23 protein-coding genes are annotated in these 16,958 nt (G+C 40.9%); 1 reads left to right on the forward strand and 22 read right to left on the reverse strand.

Annotation, left to right across the window (positions count from 1 at the left end):
- Window positions 1–188: 188 nt before the first annotated feature.
- From VCASEI_RS02020 to VCASEI_RS02115, 19 genes are all read right to left on the reverse strand, one after another.
- On the reverse strand, window positions 189–1,067 hold the full coding sequence (locus VCASEI_RS02020; protein ID WP_089110304.1) for a hypothetical protein: 879 nt from the start codon (window positions 1,065–1,067) through the stop codon (window positions 189–191).
- Window positions 1,067–2,155, reverse strand: a complete 1,089-nt coding sequence (locus tag VCASEI_RS02025) for a phage tail-collar fiber domain-containing protein (protein ID WP_089110303.1) — start codon at window positions 2,153–2,155, stop codon at window positions 1,067–1,069. Before VCASEI_RS02025 ends, VCASEI_RS02020 begins: the two co-directional genes overlap by 1 nt.
- Window positions 2,152–2,616 carry a hypothetical protein gene (locus VCASEI_RS02030; protein WP_089110302.1) on the reverse strand — a complete coding sequence of 155 codons (465 nt, stop codon included), beginning with the start codon at window positions 2,614–2,616 and terminating at the stop codon, window positions 2,152–2,154. Before VCASEI_RS02030 ends, VCASEI_RS02025 begins: the two co-directional genes overlap by 4 nt.
- Entirely contained in the window at window positions 2,598–3,650 is a 1,053-nt protein-coding gene (locus tag VCASEI_RS02035) for a baseplate J/gp47 family protein (RefSeq protein ID WP_089110301.1), read from the reverse strand. Before VCASEI_RS02035 ends, VCASEI_RS02030 begins: the two co-directional genes overlap by 19 nt.
- Entirely contained in the window at window positions 3,647–4,033 is a 387-nt protein-coding gene (locus tag VCASEI_RS02040; RefSeq protein WP_089110300.1) for a phage GP46 family protein, read from the reverse strand. Before VCASEI_RS02040 ends, VCASEI_RS02035 begins: the two co-directional genes overlap by 4 nt.
- Window positions 4,030–4,227, reverse strand: a complete 198-nt coding sequence (locus VCASEI_RS02045) for a hypothetical protein (RefSeq protein WP_089110299.1) — start codon at window positions 4,225–4,227, stop codon at window positions 4,030–4,032. Before VCASEI_RS02045 ends, VCASEI_RS02040 begins: the two co-directional genes overlap by 4 nt.
- A 19-nt stretch (window positions 4,228–4,246) precedes the next feature.
- Entirely contained in the window at window positions 4,247–4,723 is a 477-nt protein-coding gene (locus tag VCASEI_RS02050) for a phage baseplate assembly protein domain-containing protein (protein WP_238321384.1), read from the reverse strand.
- The gene (locus VCASEI_RS02055) at window positions 4,716–5,651 is read right to left on the reverse strand and encodes a phage tail protein (protein WP_089110298.1); all 936 of its coding nucleotides are present in this window, start codon (window positions 5,649–5,651) and stop codon (window positions 4,716–4,718) included. Before VCASEI_RS02055 ends, VCASEI_RS02050 begins: the two co-directional genes overlap by 8 nt.
- On the reverse strand, window positions 5,648–6,844 hold the full coding sequence (locus VCASEI_RS02060; protein WP_089110297.1) for a DNA circularization N-terminal domain-containing protein: 1,197 nt from the start codon (window positions 6,842–6,844) through the stop codon (window positions 5,648–5,650). Before VCASEI_RS02060 ends, VCASEI_RS02055 begins: the two co-directional genes overlap by 4 nt.
- 737 nt (window positions 6,845–7,581) lie before the next feature.
- Window positions 7,582–8,589, reverse strand: coding sequence for a glycosyltransferase family 9 protein (locus VCASEI_RS02065; protein ID WP_162621006.1), 1,008 nt, complete (start codon window positions 8,587–8,589; stop codon window positions 7,582–7,584).
- 281 nt (window positions 8,590–8,870) lie between these two features.
- Window positions 8,871–9,155: a hypothetical protein gene (locus VCASEI_RS02070; RefSeq protein ID WP_089110295.1), complete on the reverse strand. Its 285-nt coding sequence runs from the start codon at window positions 9,153–9,155 to the stop codon at window positions 8,871–8,873.
- Window positions 9,152–9,394 (reverse strand): ogr/Delta-like zinc finger family protein, encoded by a 243-nt coding sequence (locus VCASEI_RS02075; RefSeq protein ID WP_089110294.1) that lies wholly within the window; start codon window positions 9,392–9,394, stop codon window positions 9,152–9,154. The genes VCASEI_RS02070 and VCASEI_RS02075 overlap by 4 nt, the downstream gene beginning before the upstream one ends.
- 37 nt (window positions 9,395–9,431) lie before the next feature.
- Complete coding sequence (locus VCASEI_RS02080) at window positions 9,432–9,683, reverse strand: PapB/FocB family fimbrial expression transcriptional regulator (protein WP_089110293.1); 252 nt, start codon at window positions 9,681–9,683, stop codon at window positions 9,432–9,434.
- A 7-nt stretch (window positions 9,684–9,690) separates the two neighbouring features.
- Entirely contained in the window at window positions 9,691–11,577 is a 1,887-nt protein-coding gene (locus tag VCASEI_RS02085) for a replication endonuclease (RefSeq protein WP_089110292.1), read from the reverse strand.
- The gene (locus VCASEI_RS02090) at window positions 11,513–11,803 is read right to left on the reverse strand and encodes a hypothetical protein (protein ID WP_089110291.1); all 291 of its coding nucleotides are present in this window, start codon (window positions 11,801–11,803) and stop codon (window positions 11,513–11,515) included. The genes VCASEI_RS02085 and VCASEI_RS02090 overlap by 65 nt, the downstream gene beginning before the upstream one ends.
- Before the next feature lie 223 nt (window positions 11,804–12,026).
- Window positions 12,027–12,248 carry a hypothetical protein gene (locus VCASEI_RS02100; RefSeq protein WP_089110289.1) on the reverse strand — a complete coding sequence of 74 codons (222 nt, stop codon included), beginning with the start codon at window positions 12,246–12,248 and terminating at the stop codon, window positions 12,027–12,029.
- Window positions 12,245–12,481, reverse strand: coding sequence for a hypothetical protein (locus VCASEI_RS02105; protein ID WP_089110288.1), 237 nt, complete (start codon window positions 12,479–12,481; stop codon window positions 12,245–12,247). Before VCASEI_RS02105 ends, VCASEI_RS02100 begins: the two co-directional genes overlap by 4 nt.
- Entirely contained in the window at window positions 12,481–12,690 is a 210-nt protein-coding gene (locus tag VCASEI_RS02110; RefSeq protein WP_089110287.1) for a hypothetical protein, read from the reverse strand. The genes VCASEI_RS02105 and VCASEI_RS02110 overlap by 1 nt, the downstream gene beginning before the upstream one ends.
- 93 nt (window positions 12,691–12,783) lie before the next feature.
- Window positions 12,784–13,038, reverse strand: a complete 255-nt coding sequence (locus tag VCASEI_RS02115; protein ID WP_089110286.1) for a pyocin activator PrtN family protein — start codon at window positions 13,036–13,038, stop codon at window positions 12,784–12,786.
- Between the two features lie 146 nt (window positions 13,039–13,184).
- On the opposite strand from VCASEI_RS02115, the gene VCASEI_RS02120 reads away from it, so the two are divergent.
- The gene (locus tag VCASEI_RS02120; RefSeq protein WP_089110285.1) at window positions 13,185–13,874 is read left to right on the forward strand and encodes a helix-turn-helix domain-containing protein; all 690 of its coding nucleotides are present in this window, start codon (window positions 13,185–13,187) and stop codon (window positions 13,872–13,874) included.
- A gap of 199 nt (window positions 13,875–14,073) precedes the next feature.
- Here VCASEI_RS02120 and VCASEI_RS02125 read toward each other — a convergent pair whose 3' ends face one another.
- The 3 genes from VCASEI_RS02125 to VCASEI_RS02135 all read right to left on the reverse strand — a co-directional run bounded on the left by VCASEI_RS02125 (window position 14,074) and on the right by VCASEI_RS02135 (window position 16,946).
- Entirely contained in the window at window positions 14,074–15,297 is a 1,224-nt protein-coding gene (locus VCASEI_RS02125) for a RelA/SpoT domain-containing protein (protein ID WP_089110284.1), read from the reverse strand.
- Complete coding sequence (locus VCASEI_RS02130) at window positions 15,288–15,755, reverse strand: Panacea domain-containing protein (RefSeq protein ID WP_089110283.1); 468 nt, start codon at window positions 15,753–15,755, stop codon at window positions 15,288–15,290. Before VCASEI_RS02130 ends, VCASEI_RS02125 begins: the two co-directional genes overlap by 10 nt.
- Window positions 15,756–15,869: 114 nt before the next feature.
- Window positions 15,870–16,946 carry a tyrosine-type recombinase/integrase gene (locus VCASEI_RS02135; RefSeq protein ID WP_089110282.1) on the reverse strand — a complete coding sequence of 359 codons (1,077 nt, stop codon included), beginning with the start codon at window positions 16,944–16,946 and terminating at the stop codon, window positions 15,870–15,872.
- Window positions 16,947–16,958 lie beyond the last annotated feature (12 nt).

Here is a 16,958-nt window from a genome sequence, read left to right on the forward strand (position 1 = left end):
ATGCCGACTGAAAGTGCATTCATCACTCGTAAGAGAAGGTAAGCGCTTTTAAGTTTGTCGAGTTTGAGCTTTAGCATATCGCGCGAGGGGGTTGGGTCATACGAATGCTTATCCTATATCTTTCAATTAGAAAGAGCCGTTTAATGTCGGTGAATGCATTAAGCGGCTTTAATTGTGTTTAAGGAATATTATGAAGAGAGTGGTAATGGCCAAGGGTTTGAGTTTTGTATTTCTAGTCGTGCGGCTAATACTTTGGCCTCAATATCTTTCGCTTCACCTTCAAAACCCTGTAAGCGTTTGATGTTGGCTTCGGCTATTAGCGGATCACATACTGTTGCATAAAGTTGGCGGCGCTTATCATCGACCATGTTAAAGTTATTGATATATAGATTTTCTTGATTGGTTATCCACTTTTGATTTACCCATTCATCATATTGAGTTTTAGGCTCTTCAAGGGTGAATCCTGCTTTAATCTTACCAAGTTCTTGGACGACTTCTGAACGTGTGGCATCGGCGCAATCGTAAATAATGCGATCCCTAAAATCTTCAATGGCTTGCCATTCATCATCTACTAATCGGATGGCAAAGCCGTCTTTTGATTTTGGCGGCTTAATGTACGTATGGTTTTCTGGTAGCGTGAAATTATAGTCAGAAATAATTAGCTCATTACCTTCGTTATCCCAATAGGGTTTACCAATTTCAATATCATAAATAGACCACTTTTCATCTTGATAAAGTACGGTTTGTTTTTGAGTATCATATTCTGGCGGCGCTTCTAATACTGCCCATTCTGGATAATCGCCATTGGGTGTCCCAATGACACATTGTTGTCCATTTGGGGTCCAAAACTCGTCTAAAGCTTTGTTCTTGATTTCTGACCAGGTATTGGTTTCCCAATCATATTTACCGATCATTTCATTGCTGCTAGGTATGTAAATATTCTCGGTATAATCTACGCCTAATGCAGTGCCTTTGGCGACATGCTCTTGTGTATTACCCAGCCACCATCCTTCGGGATGAATTTTAGATACGGATAAAGTAATTGATTTAGGTTGAATGGCATTCATTAGGCAAGTCTCACTATCCAGTTAAATTTACGGTGGTTGATGGTGTTTTTAAGTGCGCCAAATAGGGCAATCACAACACTGTGGGCATGGGAACCAATGGCTACGGTATGCGCATGGTTGCCTGCGTATTCGGTGGAATCTTGATAACCAATTGCCGATCCTCCTGGTGGCCCCCATGTACGAGTGCCGCCTTGGTTCACTAAAAAACCGACACCGGGTGCGCCATGGGCATGGTTACCAGTGGTGTTCGATGATTTTGTTCCTAAATTAGTCGAGCTGACTGTAGAGTTAGGGTGTCCATGTTGCTTAACTTGGCCTTCTTCATACGCCAAAACCAACTCACCATCTTCTTTACCAATAATGCCAAGTCCGCGCATATCAGGAATGATGCCGTCTGGGTAAAGTTTGGCGAGTTCAGGGTTGGCGACAACATCAAAAGCTTGTCCTTTATGAATGGCAAACCCTTCTGGCGCGATATCGGAGCCCCAAGGCAAAGGAACGCCAACAGGACAAATACGCTTCGCAATTCCTAGCCACAAGTTTTCAACCAATTTATTGATCACATAACTGGCACTTAATGCTCGGGTGAATTTTTTAATCGTAAGGAATGAGCTGTCATCAATACCTTCATCAACTTGCTCATTGGTGGCTATCTTCGCAATGCCAGCAACGGTTTCACTTGCATACGGGGTGCCCATAATTTCAACGGTGATATTGGTGATTTCTGAGCCGGCGAGATTGAGTTCAAACGCTTCGGTGATGATGGTATTTGAGCGTTTTAATGACATGATTTCGCCGCCGCGGCTATCTACGGCAAATAGCGTTCCATCTTCTAAAAAGTAACCAATCTCTTTACCTTCGAAAGCCGAGTCATCATCAAACACGGCTTCAAAATGTAATTGACTAGGGGCCGGAACAGAGCCACGACTTAATGGCTTTCGTACCGCTTCTTGCTTTAATTGCGTTTGGTCTACGGTAGGCAAATAACCCTCAAGCCCAATGGCAATATGGGTGATTTTGTATTCTACGCCTAGCTCTTCGGCGTGAATGGATGCGGCAATACCTGCATCGGTGATAACAAGACTCATGATGTAACCTCATGTTGAGTGGTATTTCGAATGTGGCGAGCATTGGTCGCTTGAATATGTTCAGTTGTACTGGTACTCGCTCTCCACTGAATTTCGGTGTGGGGTAAACGCACCTTTTCAAAATCGTTAAAGGCATTTTCACTTCGACAATTATTCGCAAGAGATACGCTGATTAGGTTGGGTGTCGCTTTATCATCAAACACCAACCCTTGAGTGTTTTGATTGAGAAGGTTTTGATAATCGGCAATTTTCCAGCCAAATAGACTTTCGGAAAAATCAGATAACAGAGCGAGTTGAATTTCATCGTGGGTGACTTTGAAGTCGGTTGCCATACCTTTGATGACACCGGTGAGTTTGGTGTTGGTTGCTTCTTGCCAATATTGGCCTTTAGGCAGTAAAAGGCGGATCGCTTGCTCAAAATCTTGAGTGGTGTAATCAATGACTAAGTCAGAGGTGTCCATGTGACCTCCCCAAGAATATGAATTTCACTATCGGTAATAAATTGCTCTTCGGTTGGCTGCTTCACTATGTAACTATTGGTGATAGGCGCAATGGCCAACACAATCTCCGTTGGCGTAATACTCACTTGAACCGGTGGATTGACGGATTCGTCACGCTGTCCCATTTTATCTTTAAATAAATCTTCCAAGGCGATAATGATATCGGCGCGAGTGGCTTCGTCTTGAACATTTTGAATTTCAATATCGATCGCTTTATGGGTAGGGATAGCGACGGTTGGGTGGCAACCGGCTAATCGCTCTGAATCAATGTGCACTTGTACGGCTGAAATCACTTCAGGGCCAACGGTTGGATCGTTTTCACGCGCGCCGATATAGACTTGAACCAGTCCACGCTCAGGTGTGTTATCTAGCGCCCAGGCATAGTCAACATCAGAATGCGCCGATAGCGCCCAGCTTTCATAATCTTCACGACGACCAACCTCTTCCCCTTGGTTATAAGCGGTACAAATTCGCTCTCGCCAATGCTCAATATCTTCAATCGGAGCGCCACCATCAAAACCTAAACACAATACGTTATCAGGACTGATGCCGCTTATGGCTTTTGATAGGGTTAAAATACTGCCAGCCGGTAGGTTGCCTTCAATGCCAGCGATGAGAGCAATGACAGCCACATCTTCATCCGACATTTGCGCTTTCAAGGTTTGGTATTCATTGCCGGCTTTATCAATTAAAACCGTTGATTGAGGAATAAGCACGGCCTCGGCCAATGACTCAAATTGCACCAAGCCTTGAGAAAAGGTAGGCAGTAGCCGTACAACATCATGGCGCTGGGCATGCAAATACAACCAAGGCTCAGACGCCGTTTCTGGCTGCATTTCACGAAACAGTTGGTCTTGATAACCATACTGGCCATAACTGACACCGGCAATGGCGCAAGCGATCGCGTGAATGGCTGGATTATTTTGACCGGTTGTGGTGATAAGCGTCGAGGTTGCCCGGTTAATTAAGGCTTGCAGACTGCGTTGCGTACTCATAAAGGAACCTCAAATTGAGAGCCATCGTTTAATGTTAATGTCACGCTTCTGGCTAACGCGTTCGCTGAAATAACCGTTACTTGAACGTTGATACTTTGAACGTGTCCACCATCAACTAGCCATGCCAATGCCTCTTCATAAAAGCGCTTTGCACGACTGGCAGTTTGTGCCGTATTCTTTTCTCGTTGTAATGTCCAATCACGAGAGCCAACACCTGGCGTATATTGTTCTGACCACACGCCGCCACGCTCATTATTATTCATACGGGCGCGATCATTTTTGGTTGATTCACCGTGATTTAATAAGCTTTGCAACACCGCATGTTTGAGACCGTCTTGTGTCGTCATTGAGGAGGTTAGTGTTGATAAAGAAAAGTAATTCATGTGACTTTATAACTCCCTGCAGAGCTGCCTTTATTGACGACGACTAATGCATTGGTCGTAATCTCCTCCACGACCGCATTGGCAATGGCTTCGGCTAAATCGGCAGATTTGGCAAACTCACCTTCGGTCACAAATCCCTTACCTTTCATCTGCGTGATTATTTTGGTTTTAAGTGAGCTATTTGAAATAGGCATCAGCGATATGCTCCTTGTACTACTTTTGTGCGGTAACTGTTTTTGAACCGTCAACATGTGGGCTGCCGGTGAAAGGGCAAATACTTTCGCAAGTGATCACTCCGGTACCGTTATTTAGTTTTATGTTTTTAGCATTCACGGTGACATCGCCCAGAGAGGTAATGGATATTCCATTTCCTGTAAAGTGAACGAGGTTGCCCTTGTCATCGAGCATGGCCACTTCGCCTTCTTTTAATTCCATCTCATGGCGTTCGTCCTCAACACAAACCGATACACCGCGACTTAATACGCCGCCAAGAAATAAAACGTAACTGCGTGCACCAACTTTGGGGCGACTCATAAAACCGTAATTGTGCAGGCGTTTAATTCGGTCGTTTGTTTTGCCGGTCGAGGTTTGAATCTGCAGCATCTTGGTATCAGAGCCGGTGACCGAACCGATTACTATCATGTTTTTGATGCGACTCATTAGGCGATTAAACATGGATTGGTCAGACATTAGATTTCTCCGCAAAAGGTCGAAATAAGGTTAATGATGTTTTCGTGCTGGAGTCATCCACCGATATTGAAACCGATTTGATTAATAGCATTTCGTTAAAGTCCTGGTATTGGTCGATCACTCGAATGGTGCGATTGATAGCGGAGCAGGTGAAAGCCTCAATGACATCATCAATCGATACTGAAGCATTTAAGCCCTTGGCAATCGCTAAAGAACGCTCATATTGTGCGCGTGATTGGCAAGCCTCTGCGCTTTGCAATTGGTCGCACACAAACACGGTTTTTCGCATGGTATTGGCCGGTGCATAGGTGACGGCTGCATGAGCATCATCCCATTGTCCTTGCACTTCGATGTGATAAAACTGATTGGTGAAGTTACGTTCTAGATTTAAGGACCCAATGTTGGAACCTACTTCCAAGGCAGCAGCATTTACTGGCGAGTGCGCTGGGTTTTCAATCGTTAACACGCCGTCTCGCTCAACTAAGATAAAACCTTGTTCCTTTACGAGTTGCGCTAGGTTATCGACTGGCGACTCGGCATTAATTTGAAACTCTTCAACTGGCTTGGTGTTGACTAGGCTATTAACCGTTAGACCAAAATTTTTAGACACACTGCGTAATAATGCTTCCAATGTTTGGCCGTATTGCGCGTCCATGGTGATGCGTGAATCAATCATGTTGGCACTTTTTGAGCGCCCTGAAATCTCCATAGAATACGCACTGGTTTGGGTTGAGGTCGAAGCGTTATCAATGACACCAGAAAATATACGTTTTCCATCAAGCTTGAATTCAACCGGCAACGGTTTATTGATAGCAAGAGGTTCAATCGTGCAATGAAAGGTGTGAGCAAGCTGCTCAATGTCATAGGTCAGTTCTGCGCTTAAAAATATGATCGGCTTTTTATCGATGAGTAAGGAAAGGGTGCTCATTGATTCACTCCCACGGCAATATTGCCTCGTAAGAATAAAGGGTGCTGATTGGGATTTAAGGCGGTGACTAGGTCTTCATCATGACTAGTGTTATGAGAAATCACCAAAGCTGGCTGAAAGCGCGCTGATTCGATGGCGCTTTTGGGTTGGCTTCCTTTTTGTACTTTGTCACTTTGAGTGTTTACATTTTCTTTTAAGGTGGTGAGCGCATCAAATAACGCAAGGCTTTCTAGTGTGGATACGGTAGTAACGCCGGCAATACAAACATCTAATTGGGTACTGATGCGGTTTATATCGCTCAGCGTAATAGCCGGTTGAGTGGTTGCTTCGGTAATAGTAAAGGTTGGCGCTTCTTCTAAGTGAGCGATGTCTTTACTCATTTTGACGGCGGCCACGGTGGCTTGCACATTGTAATGAGCGCTAGGTGTATTCGGGTTAATGCTATCTAACATGCTCGCTTGTGCCATGCGTGAGTTATCAACCGCTTCATTGACGGCATCATCTTCTGATTGAACCGCATTCGCCACACTATCAATGGTTAAACTTAATTGCTGTGCAAACTGTGCAGGAGCATTCGCAATGCTGGATATGGCGACCATCGCGCTATTGAGCTCTTGGTTTAATGAAGACAGCACCTGGCTAGGAACGGTTAACCGTGTCGCAATACCGGTGAGCTCGCCGACAAAGTTTGTAAAATCAGTCTGCAAAGTCCGGATATCACTGATGCCCATATTATTAACATCGTCCACGAACGTTTCAGTGGAAAGCTGTTCGACGGCATCGGTTTGTTCGATGAGAGTTGTGGTGGCGACGTTCGTCGTTACCGTTGAGATTGGTTTGGTATTACGAATGAAATTGAGCGTTAGGGTAACAAGTCCTAATGTGGTATTGATTTTTTGCGAGTAGGTATTAAAAACTAGAGGCAGTTCGCCTAGCCATGGGTGCTCCAGTTCGCCCTTAGCGGTTTGGTTCAAACTTGCCAATAAAGCATTGGCATCGTTTAGCGAATCGCCACCGACAAACACAACATCAAGGTCAATCTTATTGGCGGCGCTGCCCATGATTTTAATGCCTGGTAAGTCGGCATAAGGAATCTCCGAAACCTGCAGACGTTTTCCACCATCAAGCGCGGTGCTGAGTATGTTAAGCGTCAGGCCATTCCAGCGACCTTGTTCGTACTTTCTTTCCCACATAACACACAACCTGTAAAACCTGCTCAAAGACGCAGAAATTAACACCAGGGTGGGTGCGATATTGGCTTATTCGGACTCACCCCCTCCTCCCCACCAAAATTCATACCTATAAAAAAACGAAAAATAGGCGCAATCGGTAAGGACAGAGATATTATGGGCAAGTCTTTGTTTAGTGGGTACTTAAGGCTGTTTTATATGGCGAATATAGAGATCCTTTAAGATCGCAAACGTGCGTTTTTTTAGTTTATGCGATCCTTATGTCTCACTACTCAGGTATAATTGTAATCAGCGAATTATTAATAATTGAACTTAGCCATATCTGGCTAAATAGTCATATTTATTCATTAATGGCTTTCCGTAAATAACTGAAATTAACCGCAACATTAAGACCATACTTCAATTCCATAAAGTGAAGCATTACCAAGGTTTTTTGAATCATACTAATCCTTATCTAATTAATCATTATTCGTATGGGTACGATTAAGGTGTGAATTATCATAATAAAAAATACTGACAATCTATTATACATTAAGCACAAAAAAGACCGCGTAGGGCGGTCTTTCCTTTTACATTAGAAAATTACTCATTTTAATTAAAGCACAGAAATCATGACGAAAATTAAAAGTCTATCTCCGTACCTGATGTTTTCATAACTGATCATGCCATGTTACGAGAAAGTAAAGTTCTAAATGCAGGGCCAATTAACTGATTCACATAACCAATTGATCGCCCATTATTCAATTAAGTATGGTGGTTGCATCAATAATTTTATCTACATCCCAATCTAAACAAGTAATCATGGATTTATCACTTTGTGGGTGCCATTCTTTACGATTAAAACTTTTTTCATGGTAAATACCTACCGTGGGTACGTTGTACGCACTGGCAATGTGCACAATAGAGGTATCAACCGAGACCACGCCTTTAGCATTTTTAATTAGATAAATAGACTCTTGAATAGATTCAACGTGAAAAACATTGCAAATCTCTTTTAATTCTCTTTCCCAACTATCTTTATTCTCGATATATGTTGGTAATAGAAGTAAACAATCTCCGCCTTTTTTTAAGTAATGAGTTAAGAAGTTTTTACTTTTACCAATATCCCAAGAGCGCTTTTCAATCGAAGCGAAAGGGTTAAAAACAATATAATCGGTTATATTTTTATTATCTAGGTTTGATTGTATTTTTCGATGTGTTGTTTTGTCTTCATATACTTTAAAAACACCCTGAGTTTCTTTAAATCCGTATGCTTTCATCATATTTGAGTAGATTTGTGGCTGACTAATATTATTTTTAATTATCGTTTCTTTGGGGTTTTGTATGCACTTATACTTTTCTGGTTCAAGTCCTATAGTCAAATCAGGCTTTATAATAAAGCCAATTATGCTTCGATAAGGCAAATCTAGAGAAGCCGGTTCAATAAGTAAATCAATAGGCCTATTTAATTTTTCTTTTAGTATTGCGGGATATTGAAGCCATTTTTTCTTGTCAGGAAGGCAGATATAATCAACGCGGTCATCGAATTTTACAGCATCTTCATTTTTTGATGTGCACAATATCGTGATTTTTGGGTTTTCCCACTGTAACATAACAGCCTCTATAATTGGTGATATGGCCATATAATCCCCAATGTTAAATGTTGCGTCAATAATCACGCATGGGTTATTAGGGATAGTGTCAATTGAACTAAGTTTATTTTTTCTTATGTTTAATATATTCGATATAACTTTTTTATATAGGGCCATACGTACCATTCCCAAATGGGTTGTTTAAATGCGAGAATTTAAAATATAAGCAAATAGACCGGTAATCAGCAATACGAGTATTAGTCATGATAAAGTCTAATTATTATGACTTTCCAAGAGTAACATCCCTGCCCTAAACAGAGCTCAGATGCTTTCACGTAATGAGTTTTTAATTACTGTCTTTTTTATTTACATACTCATATTATGATACTCCTCAATTCTCCATAAGGGGAGGATTATCGAGGTGCTCATATCAAGTTTAACCACCGTCTTTTCTTGTCTCAGCACTTGTAACCATTAATTCTTTTAACAATCGTACCGCTCAAAACTTTTTTTAGTTGATTGAACTTTATTTTTGCTTCGGGCAGGTATGGTTTAAATGCTTTTGTAACTAAGGTTGTAATATGGCCATATTCTTCAAACCTTCCATGCTCTTCATTTGCAACAGTAAGCTTCCAACCATAATCAAAGCCGATGTATTCCAAATTTATGATTATGTTTTTTTCATGTTTAGCCATGCAAATCAGCATGTCTTCGATGAAAAATCCGTGATATATAAAACTCATGCTCTTCTCTCCTCAAAAATATCCATTTGATTACCGTTCTTGCGTAACTCTGGCTGAAGCTCTATATCTGGTTGTTTTCCTGTGGGCTTAATTATGCGAACCAAAGAGATCAGCGACACAAACGAGGTACCACAATTTAAGTTTAAGCACTGGCAGTAAAGCTCTCGTGTCTCGCTTGATATTGCACGAGAGGTTGCGATGCGTGTTTTCGTTAAACATACAGGGCAAGTAACAAGCATAATGAATTCCTCTTTGGTTTGTGAGTATGTTTACTTCTCACTTAACTGATTTTATCCAGTCGATTTCTTTAATTTTTTCAATGGTACTGGCCACTTCTTCAAGGCGGTTTATCGCTCGTTGAAAGTTCGGCTCGGTTATCTCATTGAGTGAAGCGGATAGTGAAAAATTTAACCCATCTACTAAGTAGTTTTTTAATGCGCTTACTTGGCTATCGCTGCGAATTTTCGTTAATGACAGTAAGAGCAGGAAGCGTTCTTCGGTTTCTAAACCTTGTGATAAATAGTTCATAGTGACCTCAACCTGAGTTCATAAGTTCTTCCCACTCTGGTGTGGGGCCGTCTAATTCCATTTTTAGAAAGAAATTACTGATGATTTTTTCACTTCTACTTTGCTTCGGTGTTTGCGTACAGTTATTGCCACTAGTCCAAGGTAGAGCAAGATCAAGAGCAGGAAGAGCCTCCTTTGTCGCTTCGGCTTTTACTAGCTTCCATTTAATTTCATGGGTGAAAACAGTCAGACCAGAACCTACCAAACCAACGATTTCTTTAACCGTTTCGCCGTACTTGTTTTCTTTTTCTTCTTTCTTGGTTTTGATTGGTCGCATGGATTGACGCAAGCGGTGACCGCCCATGTAATCAAAGAAAGCGGAAAAGAAGCCCATATCAGCCGCACGTCGCGCCTTTTCAAATAGGCAGTATTCTTGCTTTTCTTCTATGCGTCGAAGCTCACGCCATACCGTGACCGATGGTGTCTTTTGAAATTGGAATTGTCTAAAAGAAAACAAACGAGACCAGGCGGTTACGTTCTTGACGGTTTCTTGTAGTTGGACTTTCTTAGCATCTAAATCGGTAAGCCCTTCAAGCCCGTAACCATCGACGTTTTTAGAAATGTATTTAGCAATATAAGAGACCGCATCACCACGGGTGCGGTCAATGATTTCTGATTTAAAGCGGCCTTTCATTGCTTTGGTTTTTGGTGCGCCATCAGGGAAATATAACTCATCAGCATCGCGCTGGAATTGGTAAAACTGCATCAATTCATTGAATGGTGCCACTTGTTCTAATGGCATAAAAAACACAGCGTGCCAATGGGGCGTTCCATCAGTGTGGGGTTCAACCACGCGCATGCCGTAGTAGGTAAGTTCGCGTCTATCTGCCGCGCTACGAAAGCGAGTGAAAGAAACATTTAACCATTCATGTGCTTCACGTGGGTTGGCGCCATTCCAGTTTTCATTTTCAGTCCAGTATTTACCTTGCTGTTTTAATCTATGGTATTTACCTGGTGCGGTCATTGTGACAAATACGGCCACATGCTCATTTGAATCTGCGTATTCTTGACAACCAGCAATACGAGTCATTAATTCATTTCGTCTATTGGCCGGATTGGAAACCGAAGAGGCATGAACATCGGTCATAGAAACCAGATCACCGGTTTCATTCTCTATAGCCATTAATTCAAGCCACTCACGCTGGCGTTCTTGCCTGACCTTGAGCCATTCACAAGCAGAGTAGGAGGCATAAGGAGACACATGAGGCGAAACCATACCTGCAGCGCGTCGGGCATTTTCAAATGCAGCCGCAACACTGCGCTCGATGGTGCGTTTCCACACGCTTTCATCAATAACACGGACAATGATACTTAATACCGTATCTTCATTTTCAGTAAGGTTCGGGGCAAATTGAGGCATCCATAATCCAACCCCAACAAACTCATTAATGGCTGCTAAGGCTTCAAATCCATCTAATCCTTTTTTAATAGATAAATCTAAATGTAAACGGGCACGGCCTGCGAGTTCATTAGCAAGTCGTGCTCGTTTAAATTCAGTATTCACACTCCACCATGCTTCGGGTAAAACCGAAAGGGCAGAGTAGGCAGCACTACAGCGCTTCTCGATAAAATCGATAGCACGCTTAAAACCGTATTTACGTAAGCGAGATGCAGCTGCTTTATCAATGTAATTTCGAATATCAGAAGGAAGGTTTAATTTTGCGTTAGCCTGGCGAGCGAATTCAAAAACCTGATCACGAGGGGACTTTTCATTATATGGAGTGTGGTGGTCAGTGACATAGCAAAGCGCTTTGTCACTGGCTTGATGGGTAACGACGTAGTTGGCTAACTCAGTGCGTAAATGTTGCGGTATTTTCTTGAGTGGATTGGTGGTTGCTTTGCTGTAAGTTTTCATAGAATCGCTCGTCTCGTTTTACCACTTTACTCGGTAGGTTATTGGCCTTAACCGCTAACCGTTCTTTCCACTTCTGTTTACGTTTTTCTCTTTCGGTGACTTCTCTTTGATGCTTAATGCTCATCATTTTTTTCTTGATTTGATGACACCATTTGAGACCGATTTCTTGCTGTTCTTGATTGGGGCTAATGACCGCCCGAGCTTCATTTAATTGACTTGTATCCATAGCTAATACCTACGTTTTTTAGGAACTAATTCGCGGAAGACCTTATATCGCCACAAACGCTCATGCAGTGCTGCTTTATTCGTTGGTTCGTTTATTGCGTAGTTCACAGCACTAAACATTTGGCGATTGTTAGTTTTGGCTAAGTAATGAAAATCGAGAATCTTTTTGCTTACGAGTGCATTTCGAATAGCCCCATATAAAAATTTAAAGTCGCTCTTAGTGCTCATAACTCACTAAACTCCTGTGCATCCATCAGCACCAATAAACATTTACTTGTTGCAGCAAACACACCTCGGTGAATATGGATAAGATCGAATTGAATTTCGGCTTGGGAAATAGCATCACTGGCACTTTCAAACTCACCCAATAATGAGCTTTTCACCTCACCGCTATCGTTACGGATAGCGGTTCCGGTTTCATCGCAGTGAACAATGAAGTAGTTCATTCTTCTATGTCTTTTAAGATTTCAGGTTTTTCTTTGCAAAGATCTAAAAACTCTTCACGAACGTTTGAACCAGATTCATTCAGAATCCATTGAAGCGCAGCTATATAGCCCTCTTCAAAAGTTGAATCAGGGAATTCAGTTCCGCTTTGTTCAATCAGCACTTCTGCAAAGAAAATTTCCTTTTTTATATCCTCATAACTGTGCTTGCTTTTGTGATGCAGTTTATGGGTCATTACACCGCCCCCATAACATCGTCTTTGATTTCACAAAGCGCATTAAGTAGCGAGTCGAAGTTCTTATCGCAGTTTGATTCATTTGATAAATCGAAATCAACGAGGCCATGCTGAACAAACATCACGTTATTACGCTCGGTTTGTTTGCGTTGTTCTCTGATTAATTCAATTGCTGTATCAATGGCTAGTGCTTTGGTAAATCTGTTCATGTCCAACCCCTTGGAATGTGTGTTTAAAATTTGAAATACCTCTAAACCACTAAAGGCGTTTCAAATTGGCTCTGATGTCAAAGCCAATTTCAATTAGCCATGAACCATGCGCCAATCAGCTAAAGCAAGCTCACGTCGTTTGTCGATGTAATCACCAAGATCATTAATGTCCACCATGATTGGGCAGCGTTGACCATCGTCTAATCGGAAGGTAGCAATAGGTAGTTCTTGGCTTGCTGCTTTCTGGTTTGCCGTCTTAGGACTAATGCCAAAAAACTCTTCGCAGATATCACGCAAAGGCACAACAGGATTACCAAAGCGTGCATGTAGCGCATATTTTGTATTCATAGATTCAACCTGCTTTCGTTATGTAACGTATCTTGTATAATCAACTCATTGACACTCGGAGCAACTCAAAGAAACTCTGTGTGCTTTTAGTGTTTTTAATTAAACGCACTAAAAGCACTTCCGTCAAGTTTTTTTTGAGGTTTTATATGAAAGAATGGTTTTTAAGCACTGAATTAGTTGATATCAGAGGCGTTCCTAACTCTCCTAGCGGTATTGCACAACAAGCAAGAAGGCATGATTGGAAAACTAGAAAAGCTAAGGGTAATGGTCGTGCATTGGAGTACCACATCTCGAATTTTAATAAAGATGTGATCGCTCAATTGCGTGAAAAATTTGGTGAGGTTGGGGAAGGAGACGTTCATCCAATTCAATCAAACGTAAAGAAAGTCCAGGAACTGGATACGCTCGATGTGACTCCAATTCCGGTTTATAACGTTTACGCTGCCTGTGGTTTTGGCTCTGTGATTGATACGGAATACCAAATACGCACCACCTATTTGCCAACAGAAACATTGGCACGCTTTGGTGTATGTACCAAAACCGCACGAATCATTACATGTGACGGTGATTCGATGGAAGACACCTTAAGTGATGGTGATGAAGTGTTAGTGGACATCCGCGAACTTGACCACCCTGTGAAAAATGGTGTGTATGTGATCCGCATTGGTAAGCATGTTTTCATCAAGCGTTTGAAATACAACATTCTCGCCGAAAGCTATGATGTTATTTCGGACAACACAGCAGAATATGATCCGTTTACGTTAACGAAACACCAGTTAGAAGATTTTGCCATTGAAGGCAAGGTTTTGACTGTAGTGATGAAGAGAATTTTTTGATTGATAGGCCCACTTTAGTGGGTTTACGTTAAGTAGACAGAAAATAGTTTTGTGTTTATAGTGAATTTTAGAAGTGGCCTTTCGGGCTACTGCTGTTTTCCGAAGTTAATATTTTAACTTTCGATGAGGTACATCCAACCTCTGGCGACTCCTCCCACAATCAGGGAAGTGACGGCCCAGAGGTTTTTTTATAGGGGAGCTAGGATAAATCTTTGTATTTGATAGCTTCATTTAGAAGCTTGATAAACTCAGAGCAATCACCAGCATAGTTAGGATATGCCTTGTTTATTGAACTCATTTTTTCAGAAGAAACAAGTAAGGCATTTAAGGAGTCAATACCTGTAAATGCCTTTTCAATTAAATTATAACGTGCTATGGCTTCTTTTTCTTTGTTATATATTTCCTCAAGGAGTACTTTTTTTTCTGTTTCTTCAATGAGAAATAAAATATATTGTTTTTTATTATCTGTAATAATTGATTCTAGCTTTTTAGTCATCATCTGAAATGATTCCAGATGGCTTGCCGCATGGAGCTCATCATTTAGCTGGCTTAATCTCAGGGAAATAGAACTTCTTTCCTCTTCGCTTAATGTAATTATTCCTTCTTTATCTGCAATATAATCACTCATAAATATGAGCAACGTTTCCCATTTTTTCTGCTGGTTTTCTTTATATAAGTCGCTGTGTGAATGCGTTTTTATTTTTGTGTGTTCCAAAAGGTCAATAATTTCAACAGTCGTAGCCCAAGCATGTTGATATTCTGTTCTTAATTGAGCTTCAACCTTAAAGGGTTTTCCTTGTTTAGTTTTATATTTGAAATGAATATGAAGACTTCGATATCGACAATCATTATCTTTAGGATCTGTTATATAGTTTTTTATTTTGTTTATTTCGATTCGATTAATACTATTGACTCTATTTTCGATATGCTGAGCAATGTTATTTAACGAGTTCATGTCTGGAAGTATTAGCCGGCATCCAGCAATATCAATCATGTTTTTAACACATGTTTGATTTATGGTTTTTCCATCTAAAGAGGGTCTTTGGAGCTTGTTTATTATGGTTTCAGTCCGCTTTAATCTGCTAACAGGTTTAGTGTTTAGTTCTAGTTGCTCGCAACATTGTGATAGTAACGATGAAATAACTTTGAGTGGTTTTTCATGTGCTTCACGAAAGGCTTGTATTATTTCAAGAGATTGTTTTAGGTTACCAATGTTTTTTCTATATGCGTCGCTTGCTCTTTTGACATCGCCACCTGTAAAAACAAAAATTTCGGGAATTAGATCTTGTTCTTGGATGAAGGCTTCTAAAGACTGATCAACTTCAACAATTGATTCTTCATCTAAAGAAAAAGTGCCATCAACTTCAAAATTGATGACACTTAAGTTTTCCTCGAGATGATTTTTTTTATCATCTATAGGCATGTGGTATGTCTCGTTTTTTGGATGTTGTCATAGTGTGCTTGTATTAAAGCATCAGGAATAATTTGTTGTGGTGTTTTATCCCAAGTGATCTTCCATGGGCTACCGTCTCTATGGGTTAGTTCAACAAGTTGTGGACCAGAATAATCGCCCAATTTAGTTACAACATCCTGAATTATGCTATTGCTTTCCGCATCAAGGCATACATCATTTTCGTCAGTGATAACTGATGAACCAAAAGATTTAAATCTAAAATAAACAGATGGAACGACTGGTCCATACTGCCATGCGTATACATCTTCAATGATTAGCGGTCGCTTAAAATGAGATAGCGATAAACCGTGGCTCACATAAGTTAACTTTTGTAGTTGTAAATTGGTGAAGCGTTTACCTTGCTTTTTCGCATGGGCGAGCAAGCTAAACGCTACGTCAATAGCGCTGTAGGTATGATAAGCTTTCATAATTTTTATCCAACTAGAGTAGAAAAGTGAAATGTTTACATATATGCAAACAATAACAGTGTAATGAATATTTTTGCTGTCGACAAGCAAATGAGAATAAAGTGAGTGATCAGCCTAATTATTTTGCACGGCTTTTTCATGCAATTTATGTGGAAACAGTTGCGTATAAACCTGCCATAAAATATTCAAATTCCTATGACCTGTCACTTGGGCTACTTCTTCAATGGAGTAGCCTTTTTCAAATAACCGGCTTGCACCTTCTCGGCGTAAATCGTGATAACGTAAATCTTCAATTCCTAACGAATTTCGCACCCTTTGGAATCCAGCTGTTACTGAGCGAGAATTATAAGGGAAGATAAATTCGCCTTGTTTCGGTTGCTTTATCACAATATCAAAAGAGCCAGCAAGTAATGGCACTATCATGTGGTTGCCTTCTTTTTTACGAGGGTCTTTTCTATCTCTAACAATCACTGTCTTGTGATTTTCGTTTAAGTCCTCCCAACGCAACTTGCACACCTCACCAATTCGCATACAGGTTAAAATACTGAATTCTAAAATGTCACAAAATGGAATTCTCACCGAGCCATTACTTCGGAAGTTTTCGCGTTCGCGTAATCTCTCTTTGAGTTTATCCAGTTCTAGCGTTGTTGGCCTACGAGTTCGTTTATCACTTTTACCGATTAACTTCATATCAATCAGGACAGGAACGGCATCGTCAAAGATGTTTACATTGGTTGTTATATTAAAAACAGGATTCGCCTTTTTCATTACAGAACGTAAGTAAGCGATATCATGATAGATAGTGGCAGGCTTGGCTCCTGCACCTTTGCGGTTTTTGCAATGTTCGACAAGATCACTAACTTTCAATTTATCAGTTTCAACTTTAGCAATGTCGCAATCGCGTAGCATTTTTATTACGTATTGTTTGGTACGCCCTGTGTTATCCCACAAGTCACGCTCATCAATAAACCGATCTAACATATCACCGATAGAAACAGCTTTAGACGTGAACAATCCGTTTTCTTCTATTTCTTGTACTTGCTTCTTACCCCAGGTACGGGCTAATTCTTTTTTTCTGAATGTTTTCGCAACACGGTGTATAATCTTGCCAGATTTTTTTACAGTAATAGTTGCTTTGAAGCGTGGCTCACCACTTGCGAGTGTGCGTTTTTGAATACTAAAAGAAGCCATATTATTTACCTA

Source organism: Vibrio casei (genome assembly GCF_002218025.2).
In the GTDB taxonomy this organism is placed as follows: domain Bacteria; phylum Pseudomonadota; class Gammaproteobacteria; order Enterobacterales; family Vibrionaceae; genus Vibrio; species Vibrio casei.